The organism is Limimaricola litoreus (assembly GCF_024159025.1).
Lineage (GTDB): Bacteria > Pseudomonadota > Alphaproteobacteria > Rhodobacterales > Rhodobacteraceae > Limimaricola > Limimaricola litoreus.
Window position 1 is genome coordinate 1 of sequence record NZ_JAMYXC010000015.1, and the last position, 9251, is coordinate 9251.

Sequence of the window (9251 nt, forward strand, 5' to 3'; positions counted from 1 at the left end):
GCGCTGGGCGGTCTGCCCGCGCCGGATGCGATCTTCATCGGCGGCGGGCTGAGCCGCGAGGTGTTCGAGGCGGCATGGGCGGCGCTGCGCCCGCTGGGACGGCTGGTCGCCAACGCGGTGACGCTGGAAAGCGAGGCGGCGCTGATCGCGCTGCATGCCGAGCATGGCGGCGATCTGGTGCGGATCTCGGTCGCGCGGGCGGCCCCGGTGGGGCGGCTCACGGGCTGGAAACCGGCGATGCCGGTGATGCAGTGGAGCCTGATCAAGCGATGAGCGGCACGCTTTACGGCGTGGGCCTCGGCCCCGGCGCGCCCGACCTGATCACCCTGCGCGCCGCGCGGCTGATCGAGGCCGCGCGCGTCGTCGCCTATCCAACGCTGGCGGGCGGCGCGAGCTTCGCGCGTTCGATCGCCGCGGATCTCATCGCGCCCGATGCGCGCGAGATCGTCATGGACGTGCCGATGACGGTCGAGCGCGGTCCGGCGCAGGCGGCCTATGACGCGGGCGCCGCGCAGATTGCCGAAGCCCTGGAGGCCGGAGAGGACGTGGTTTGCCTCTGCGAGGGCGACCCGTTCTTCTACGGCTCCTTCATGTATCTCTTCGCCCGCCTCGCGGATCGCCACCGGGTCGAGATCGTGCCCGGTGTCACCTCGCTCACTGCCGCCGCCGCCGCCGCGCGCCGCCCGCTGGCCGCGCGCAACGAACGGCTGACCGTGCTGCCGGGGCCGCTTCCCGAGGCCGAGTTGCGCGCCCGGATCGAGGGCGCCGAAAGCGTTGCGATCATGAAGCTGGGCCGTCATTTCCCGAAGGTGCGCACCGTGATCGAGGATCTCGGTCTCACCGCGCAGGCCACCTATGTCGAGCGCGCCACGCTGGAGGCGGAGGTCGTCCGCCCATTAGCCAAAGCGCCCGACACCGCCCCCTATTTCTCGATGATCATTCTCACGAAGGGAGCCGATCCTTGGCTGTGACCCCCGTTGTTCTCGCTCTCTCCCGTTCGGGCGAGCCCGTGGCCCGCAAGCTAGCCGAGGCGCTGGGTGCGCCGCTGCATGGCCGCGAGGGGCGGGTCGAGGCCGCCGACGCCTTCTTCGCCGATGCGTTGGAGCACGCGCGCGATCTCTTTGCCGCCGGCCACGCGGTGGTGGGGGTCTGCGCCTCCGGCATCCTGATCCGCGCCGTCGCGCCGATGCTGTCGGACAAGCGCGCCGAGCCGCCGGTGATCTCGGTCTCCGACGACGGGCGCGTGGTGGTGCCGCTCTTGGGCGGCCATCGCGGCGCGAACCGTCTGGCCAAGCGCATTGCCGAAGTGCTGGACGCCACCGCCGCCGTCACAACCGCGGGCGACGTCTCGCTCGGCGTGGCGCTCGACGAGCCGCCCTTGGGCTACCGCCTCGTGAACCCGGACGACGCCAAGGGGGCGATGGCGGCGCTGCTCTCGGGCGGCGGGGCGACCGTCACCGGCGAGGCGCCGTGGCTGGCCGATCTGCCACAAGACGATGCGCTGAGGATCACCGTCTCGGAGGCGCCGCAGCCCGATCTGGGCCCCGATCACCTCCACTTCGCGCCGCAGCGGGCCGTGCTGGGCCTCGGCTGCGCCCGCAACTGCCCGCCCGAAGAGCTCGCCTCCCTCGTCTGCGAGGTGCTGGCCGAGGCCGGCATTGCGCCTGAGGCCGTGCAGGCCGTGGCCTCGATCGACCTCAAGGCCGACGAGCCCGCGATTCTGAATGTTTCACGTGACATCGGCGTGCCGCTGCGCCTCTTCACCGCTGCCGAGCTGGAGGCCGAGACGCCCCGCCTCGCCACGCCGTCGGAGGTGGTCTTCGCCGAGGTCGGCTGCCACGGCGTCTCCGAAGGCGCGGCACTCGCCCAAGCCGGGGCGGAGGCGACGCTTGCCGTCACCAAGCGCAAGACCGCCAACGCCACCTGCGCGCTGGCCATGGCCCCCGCGCCGATCACCGAACTGCGTGGCCGCCGCCGGGGCAGGCTCTCGGTCGTAGGCATCGGCCCTGGCCAGTCCGGCTGGCGCACGCCCGAGGCCTCGCGCCTCATCGCTGATGCCGAGGAGCTGGTGGGCTACGGGCTCTACATCGACCTGCTCGGGCCGCTGGCCGCCGGCAAGCCGCGCGCCGATTTCCCGCTGGGCGGCGAGGAGGACCGCTGCCGCTACGCGCTGGAGCGCGCCGCCGAAGGCCGCGACGTGGCGCTGATCTGCTCGGGCGACGCGGGCATCTACGCCATGGGCGCGCTGGTCTTCGAACTCCTGGGCCGCGAGGCGGAGAAGGGCGGCGTCTCGGACGCCGCGCGCCGGATCGAGGTCACCTGCACGCCGGGCGTTTCGGCCCTGCAGGCCGCCGCCTCGCGCGCCGGGGCCCCTTTGGGCCACGACTTCTGCGCCATTTCATTGTCGGATCTGCTCACCCCGCGCGAAGACATCGTGAAGCGGCTGCACGCCGCGGCGCAGGGCGATTTCGTCATAGCCTTCTACAACCCGGTCTCCAAGCGTCGCCGCACGCTTCTGGCCGAGGCGCGCGAGATCTTGCTCGGGCATCGCCCGGCGGATACGCCGGTGCTGCTCGCCTCCTCGCTGGGCCGCCCGGAGGAGGAGATCCGCTATCGCCGCCTCGACGAGCTGGAGGTCGACGAGGTCGACATGCTGACCGTCGTGCTGGTCGGCTCCTCGCAGTCGAAGCTGGTCGAGATGGGAGAGGGGCCGCGCATGGTGACGCCACGCGGCTACGCCAAGAAGATCGATGCGCGCTGAAGACGCGGCGCGGCGGATGATGCCGGCCGCCATGCGTATTTTTGGAAAGATGAACGGGAGACGCGCCCAATGACCGTCTATTTCATCGGGGCCGGGCCGGGCGATCCGGAGCTTCTCACGCTCAAGGCCGCGCGGCTCATCGCGGCCTGCCCGGTCTGCCTCTACGCGGGCTCTTTGGTGCCTGAAGAGGTCGTGGCCGGCGCGCCGACGGGCGCGCGCGTTCTCGACACGGCACCCATGACGCTCGACGAGACCCATGCCGAGATCGTCGCCGCGCATGGGCACGGGCAGGACGTGGCGCGCGTCCATTCGGGGGACCCGTCGCTCTACGGCGCCATCGCCGAGCAGATCCGCAGGCTCAAGGCCGACGGCATCGCCTATGAAATCATCCCCGGCGTCCCCGCCTACACCGCCGCCGCCGCCGCGCTGGGGCAGGAGCTGACGATCCCGGAGCTCGCGCAATCCATCGTGCTTACCCGCATGTCGATGAAATCGACCGCCATGCCCGGGGGCGAGACGCTCGAGAACTTCGCCGCCACCGGCACCACGCTCGCCATCCACCTCGGCATTCGTGCCCTGCGCGATATCGAGCGGCGGCTGACGCCGTTTTACGGCGCCGATTGCCCCGTTGCCGTGGTCTACCGCGCAAGCTGGCCCGACCAGCAGGTGATCCGCGGCACGCTGGCGGACATCCATGCCAAGGTGCGCGCGGCCAAGCTCACCCGCACCGCGCTGATCCTCGTCGGCCCGGCGCTGGGCGAGGAGCAGGGATTCCCCGACAGCGCGCTCTACGATCCGGCTCAGCCGCATGTCCTGCGCCCCAAGGCGCGCGTCTGAGAGGAATTTTCCGCGAACGTCGCTTGAATTTTACATTTCCCTGCGCAGGATGGGGGCAGGGGGATGCGATATGACCGAATATCTGACCAAGGACCTGCAGGACGCCATGGAGGCCGCGCGCCGCGCCGCGCAGCGCCGCTCGGCCCGGCTTTGCGTGCATGACGGGGAGGAGGTCCACCCCGTGCTGCGCATGTGGGAGACGGGCTTCGCGCTCGCCGCCAAGGACGCGCCGATCCTGCACGGCTTCGTCGACCTCTATGACGGGCCGCGCCATCTCTACCAATGCCTCGTCATGACCTCCCGGGTCGAGGAGGGCGAGCGGGTTTACGAGTTCAAGCGTCACAGCCGCGTCGCCGACAGCGCGCCCGTCGATTTCGAGCGGGGCGAGGCCGAGCCGGCGCTCAGGCTGCCCCGCCTCTGAGGCGCTACTGCAGGTCGGAAAATGCCGCCTGCAGCCGCGAGACGGCTTCTTTCACCCGCGCGCGCGGCGTCGCGATGTTGAACCTCTGGAAGCTCTCGCCGCCCAGCCCGAAGCTGGTGCCGTGGTTGACCGCGATCTTCGCGTTGCCCTCGATCCGGGCCAGCACCTCCTCGCGGCTCATGCCGGTGCCCGAAAAATCCACCCATTCGAGATAGGTGGATTCGAGCGTCATGGGCGACACGCCGGGGATCTGCGCCACGCCCTCCTCGAACAGGCGGCGATTGCCGTCGAGATAGCCGCGCAGCGCCTCCAGCCAGTCCACGCCTTCGGGCGACATCGCCGCCGTCGCCATGGCGAGGCCGAAGGAGTTGGGCGACAGGCCCAGCGCCCGCATCCGCGCCGAAAACCGTGCCTTCAGCGCGGGGTCGGAAATGATGACATTGCCGATATGCGCGCCTGCGATGTTGAAGGTCTTGGTCGTGGCGGTCAGCATCACCAGCCGGTCGGCCACGCCCTCGATCCGGGTCATCGCCGTGTGGCTGTGCCCCGGCATGGTCAGGTCGCAGTGGATCTCGTCGGAGACGAGGATCAGATCGTGCCGCCGCGCGAAGGCGGCCCAGCCTTCGAGCTCGGCCCGGCTCCAGACCCGGCCGCCGGGGTTTTGCGGCGAGCACAGGATCATCATCTTCTCGCGGCCCGTCATCATCGCGTCCCAGGCGTCGAAATCGGGCACGTAGCGGCCATGATCCAAGGCCAGCGGGCATTCGACCACCTCGCGCCCCGCCGCGCGGATCACCCGCGCGAAGGCGTGGTAGACCGGGGTGAACAGCACCACGCCGTCGCCCGGATCGGTCCAGGCATCGACGCAGAGCCCCGTGGCGTTGACGAGGCCGTGTGTTGTGAAGATGTCGCCCGCATCGGGCCGCCAGCCATGGCGGCGGTCCATCCACCAGCCGATCGCCTCGCGCTGCGCGTCGTCCGAGGCGGCGTAGCCATAGATGCCATGCGCGGCCATGCCTTCGACCGCGCGCTGCACGCAGGCGGGCGGGCGGAAATCCATGTCCGCGACCCACATGGCGATCCCCTCGTCTGGGCTGACGCCATAGACCTTCTCCATGCTGTCCCACTTGGAGCAATTGGTGCCGCGCCGGTCGATGATCTCGTCGAAATCGGGGGCGGGGAATGGCTCGCGGCTCATGGCGGTCTCCTGTTGGTCGCGGGGCGGAGGCTGCACGTGCCGCGCGGGGCGTGCAAGGGGCCGCGTGTTGCCATGCGCGCCGCTTCGCCCTAGATCGGCGCCATGACATTGCGCCCCATCCTCATCCACCCCGACCCGCGGCTCAAGACGCTGGCCGAGCCGGTGCCCGCCATCACCGACGAGATCCGCCGTCTCGCCGACGACATGCTCGAGACCATGTATGACGCGCCGGGCATCGGCCTTGCCGCGCCGCAGATCGGCAAGCTCAGCCGCCTGCTCGTCATGGACGCCACCAAGGAGGACGAGGGTGCGGCCCGGCCCATGGTGCTGGTGAACCCGAAGGTGACCTGGGAATCCGAAAGCCGCTCGGTCTACGAGGAGGGCTGCCTGTCGATCCCCGAGCAGTTCGCCGATGTCGAGCGCCCCGCCGAGGTCGAGGTCGAATGGCTCGGCCTCGATGGCAAGACCCATTCCGAGCGGTTCGACGGGCTCTGGGCCACCTGCGTGCAGCACGAGATCGACCATCTCGATGGGTGGCTCTTCATCGATTATCTTAAGCCGATGAAGCGGCAGATGATCACCCGCAAGATGATCAAGCTCAAGCGCGAGCGGGCGCGCGGCTGATGGCCGTGCTCGACATCGTCCTCCACCCCGCGCCGGTGCTGCGCGCGACGGCGCAGCCGGTCCGGCTGTTCGACGCGACGCTGTCGCAGCTCGCCGCCGACATGATCGAGACAATGTATGCCGCGGGTGGCCGCGGCCTCGCCGCGCCGCAGGTGAAGCTGCCGATGCGGCTCTTCGTGACGGATGTGGAATGGAAGGCGGGCGACCCCGCGCCAAAGGTCTTCGTGAACCCCGAGATCGCCTCTGCCTCCGAAGAGACGGTGCTGCGCGAGGAGGGGTGCCTGTCGATCCCCGACACGCCCTGCCGCGTCCGCCGCCCCGCCCGCGTCACGCTGACATGGCAGGACCTGACCGGCCTCGGACACGAGGCCGACTTCGACGGCATCGAGGCGACCTGCATCCAGCACGAGCTCGATCACCTGAACGGCATCCTGTGCATCGACCGCCACGAAGAGGAAGACCCCGCATGACCCGCCCCTTCCTGCGCTGGCCGCACGCCACGCTGCGCAAGCCCGCCGCCCCCGTCGAGGCGATCACCGACGAGATCCGTGCCTTGTGGGACGAGATGATCGACGCGATGGACGCGATGCCCGGCGTCGGCCTCGCAGCCCCGCAGATCGGCGTGGGCCTGCGGCTCGCCGTGGTCGATGCCTCGGACGGGCGCGGGCAGGCCGTGCGCATGGCCAACCCCGAGATTCTGCATGAAAGCGCGCAGCTGCGCGAGCACGAGGAAGCCTCGCCCAACCTGCCCGGCGTCTCGGCCGTCATCTCGCGGCCCCGCGCCGTGACGGCGCGGTTTCTCAACGAGAGGGGCGAGATCGAGGAGCGCGATTTCGTCGGCCTCTGGGCGACTTCGCTGCAGCACCAGATCGACCATCTGGAGGGGCAGATGTATTTCGACCGGCTGAGCCGGCTGAAGCGCGACCGGCTGGTCGCCAAGGCAAGGAAGCTCTCCTGATGCGCATCACCTTCATGGGCACGCCGGAATTCTCCGTCACCGCACTCGACGCGCTGGTGCGCGCAGGCCACGAGATCGCCTGCGTCTACACCCAGCCGCCGCGCCCGGCGGGGCGGGGCAAGAAGCCCCGGCCTTCGGCCGTGCAGGCCCGTGCCGAGGCGCTGGGCTTCGAGGTGCGCCACCCGGTCTCGCTCAAGGGCGAGGAGGCGCAGGCCGAATTCGCCGCGCTGAAAGCGGAGATCGCCGTGGTGGTGGCCTATGGTCTCATCCTGCCGCAGGCGGTGCTCGACGCGCCCAAGCACGGCTGCCTCAACATCCATGCCTCGCTGCTGCCGCGCTGGCGCGGTGCCGCGCCGATCCAGCGCGCGATCCTGGAGGGCGACAACGAGACCGGCGTCTGCATCATGCAGATGGAGGCCGGGCTCGACACCGGCCCGGTGCTCCTGCGCGAGGCGACGCCGATCGGTCCGACCGACACCGCGTCGGACCTGCATGACGAGCTGGCGCGGATGGGCGGGCGGCTCGTGGTCGAGACGCTGCGCCGCCTGCACGAGCTGCGCCCCGAGCCGCAGCCCGAGCGGGGCGTGACCTATGCCGCCAAGATCGACAAGGCCGAGGCGCGGATCGACTGGACCCGCACCGCCGCCCATGTCGCGCGGCAGGTCAACGCGTTGTCGCCCTTTCCCGGCGCGTGGTGCATGGCGGAGGATGAACGGCTGAAGATCCTGCGCGCCGCATCGGGGCCGGGTGAGGGCGCGCCCGGTGCGCGGATCGGCCCCGCCACCATCGCCTGCGCCGATGGCGCGGTGGAGCTTCTGGAGATCCAGCGCGAGGGCCGCAAGCCGATGTCGGCTCAGGACGCGCTCAGGGGCAAGGCCCTGCCCGAAAGGCTTGGCTGAGCTGCCGGGCGCCACGACCTCGTTCATCTTTCTTCAAATACGCACGGCGCACCGTTTCCGAGCGGCGCGAGGTCGTTCGACCGGGCACCATGCGTATTTGGAGAAAGATGAAGGGGATCAGCCCCGGACGATCAGCCGCGCGCCAAGGGTGACATGGCGAGCCAGCCAGATCAGGTCCGGGCGCGCGAAGGCCACGCAGCCTTCGGTCGGAAAGCCCGGGCGGCGACGCTGGTGCAGGAAGATGGCCGAACCTCGGTCTGCCTCGCCCGCCTCGTTCCAATCCGTCACCAGCACGATGTCGTAAAGCGGGTCGGCCCGGCGCAGCACCTCATGGCTGGCGGGGTAGGGGGCGCGGACATGGCTGTTGTAGGCGGGATCGCCGCTCGCATCCGACCACAGGTCGCCCGGGCGGATCGGTTCGGCCCAGGGCTGCGGCGCGGCCAGCCGGTCGGGGCGGTAGAGCATGCCGGTGATGCGATGTTCGCCCACGGGCGTGGCACCGTCTCCTTCGCGCTTGTCCGCGCGGATGCCGCCCTTGCCGATCGAACAGGGCAGATGGCGGCCCAGAATGCGCAGGCCGCGCCGGGTAAGCACGAGATCGGCAAGAGAGTAGATCACAGCAGGTGCCCCGACTTGGCCGCCTTGGTGGCGAGGTAGTGGTGGTTGTGCAGCCCCTCGCCCACCTTGAGCGGCACCCGCGCCTCGACCGCGATCCCGGCCTCCTCCATGCGGGCGATCTTGTTGGGGTTGTTGGTCAGCAGGCGGATGCGCGAAAAGCCCAGCCGCTTGAGGATCTCAGCCCCGATGCGGAAATCGCGCTCGTCATCCTCGAAGCCGAGCCGGTGGTTGGCCTCGACCGTGTCGAAGCCCTGATCCTGCAGCGAATAGGCCCGCATCTTGTTGGCCAGCCCGATGCCGCGACCCTCCTGGTTGAGGTAGAGCAGCACCCCTTCGCCCGCCTCGCCCATCTGGTCGAGGGCTGCGTGAAGCTGCGGGCCGCAGTCGCATTTGAGCGAGCCCAGCACGTCGCCGGTGAAACAGGCCGAATGCAGCCGCACCAGCGGCGCGCCGTCGCGGGCGGGGCGGCCCACCTCGACCGCGTAATGCTCCTCGCCGCCATCGCCGGGGCGGAACACGTGCAGCCGGCCCTTCTCGGCGGCCTCCATCGGCAGCCGCGCTGCGGCGACGGGGGCATAGGCGGGGGTGATCGCGGGCGGCAGCGGCAGGTCGAGCCGCGTCAGCTCATGCGCGGCGGCGAAGCCCGTGGCATCGTCGAGCGGCAGAACGAGGGCTGCGGGCAAGAGCCGCGCCGCCTTGACCAGCGCGATCGCGGCGCGGTGGGTGTCGGCCGATCCCTCGCGCAGCGTCCGGAGCGGGCCCTTCATCGGCGTGTCGAGATCGCCCGCCGGGTCGGCCACCGCCCGCACCCAGGCAGAGTTGGCATCCGAAGGTAGCACCACGCGTGCGATGTCCTCGTCATAGGCGCGCGCGCGCAACGTCACCGCGCGCCGCCCCGTGACGGCGAGCACCGGCGCGCCGCCCATGGCGCGCAG

The 9251-nt window shown here is 70.4% G+C and carries 11 protein-coding genes and 1 pseudogene; 9 read left to right on the forward strand and 3 right to left on the reverse strand.

What is annotated here, in order from left to right; genetic code table 11:
- The 5 genes and pseudogenes from NHG85_RS00815 to NHG85_RS00835 all read left to right on the forward strand — a co-directional run.
- Nucleotides 1–273: pseudogene (locus NHG85_RS00815) on the forward strand (cobalamin biosynthesis bifunctional protein CbiET); the annotation flags it as partial.
- The gene (gene cobI, locus NHG85_RS00820; RefSeq protein WP_253328879.1) at nt 270–971 is read left to right on the forward strand and encodes a precorrin-2 C(20)-methyltransferase; all 702 of its coding nucleotides are present in this window, start codon (nt 270–272) and stop codon (nt 969–971) included. The pseudogene NHG85_RS00815 and the gene cobI, both read left to right, overlap by 4 nt.
- Nucleotides 962–2761 (forward strand): precorrin-3B C(17)-methyltransferase, encoded by a 1800-nt coding sequence (gene cobJ / locus NHG85_RS00825; RefSeq protein WP_253328881.1) that lies wholly within the window; start codon nt 962–964, stop codon nt 2759–2761. Before cobI ends, cobJ begins: the two co-directional genes overlap by 10 nt.
- 69 nt (nt 2762–2830) lie before the next feature.
- Nucleotides 2831–3598 (forward strand): precorrin-4 C(11)-methyltransferase, encoded by a 768-nt coding sequence (gene cobM / locus NHG85_RS00830; RefSeq protein ID WP_253328883.1) that lies wholly within the window; start codon nt 2831–2833, stop codon nt 3596–3598.
- Nucleotides 3599–3668: 70 nt separating this feature from the next.
- Nucleotides 3669–4019 carry a hypothetical protein gene (locus tag NHG85_RS00835; protein WP_253328885.1) on the forward strand — a complete coding sequence of 117 codons (351 nt, stop codon included), beginning with the start codon at nt 3669–3671 and terminating at the stop codon, nt 4017–4019.
- A gap of 4 nt (nt 4020–4023) precedes the next feature.
- Here the strand turns inward: NHG85_RS00835 and NHG85_RS00840 are convergent, their stop codons facing one another.
- Nucleotides 4024–5217: a MalY/PatB family protein gene (locus tag NHG85_RS00840; RefSeq protein WP_253328887.1), complete on the reverse strand. Its 1194-nt coding sequence runs from the start codon at nt 5215–5217 to the stop codon at nt 4024–4026.
- A gap of 102 nt (nt 5218–5319) precedes the next feature.
- On the opposite strand from NHG85_RS00840, the gene def (NHG85_RS00845) reads away from it, so the two are divergent.
- The 4 genes from def (NHG85_RS00845) to fmt are packed head-to-tail and all read left to right on the forward strand — an operon-like array spanning nt 5320 to nt 7698.
- Nucleotides 5320–5841 (forward strand): peptide deformylase, encoded by a 522-nt coding sequence (gene def, locus NHG85_RS00845; RefSeq protein ID WP_253328889.1) that lies wholly within the window; start codon nt 5320–5322, stop codon nt 5839–5841.
- A complete protein-coding gene (gene def, locus NHG85_RS00850; protein WP_253328892.1) occupies nt 5841–6311 on the forward strand; it encodes a peptide deformylase in 471 nt (156 codons plus the stop codon). The genes def (NHG85_RS00845) and def (NHG85_RS00850) overlap by 1 nt, the downstream gene beginning before the upstream one ends.
- Nucleotides 6308–6799, forward strand: coding sequence for a peptide deformylase (def, locus tag NHG85_RS00855; protein ID WP_253328894.1), 492 nt, complete (start codon nt 6308–6310; stop codon nt 6797–6799). The genes def (NHG85_RS00850) and def (NHG85_RS00855) overlap by 4 nt, the downstream gene beginning before the upstream one ends.
- Nucleotides 6799–7698, forward strand: coding sequence for a methionyl-tRNA formyltransferase (gene fmt / locus NHG85_RS00860; protein WP_253328896.1), 900 nt, complete (start codon nt 6799–6801; stop codon nt 7696–7698). The genes def (NHG85_RS00855) and fmt overlap by 1 nt, the downstream gene beginning before the upstream one ends.
- A gap of 117 nt (nt 7699–7815) precedes the next feature.
- Here the strand turns inward: fmt and NHG85_RS00865 are convergent, their stop codons facing one another.
- Together NHG85_RS00865 and ribA are read right to left on the reverse strand one after the other, a co-directional pair.
- The gene (locus tag NHG85_RS00865; protein ID WP_253328898.1) at nt 7816–8316 is read right to left on the reverse strand and encodes a L,D-transpeptidase family protein; all 501 of its coding nucleotides are present in this window, start codon (nt 8314–8316) and stop codon (nt 7816–7818) included.
- A partial coding sequence (gene ribA, locus NHG85_RS00870; RefSeq protein ID WP_253328900.1) for a GTP cyclohydrolase II occupies nt 8313–9251 on the reverse strand: 939 nt, incomplete at its 5' end. The genes ribA and NHG85_RS00865, both read right to left, overlap by 4 nt.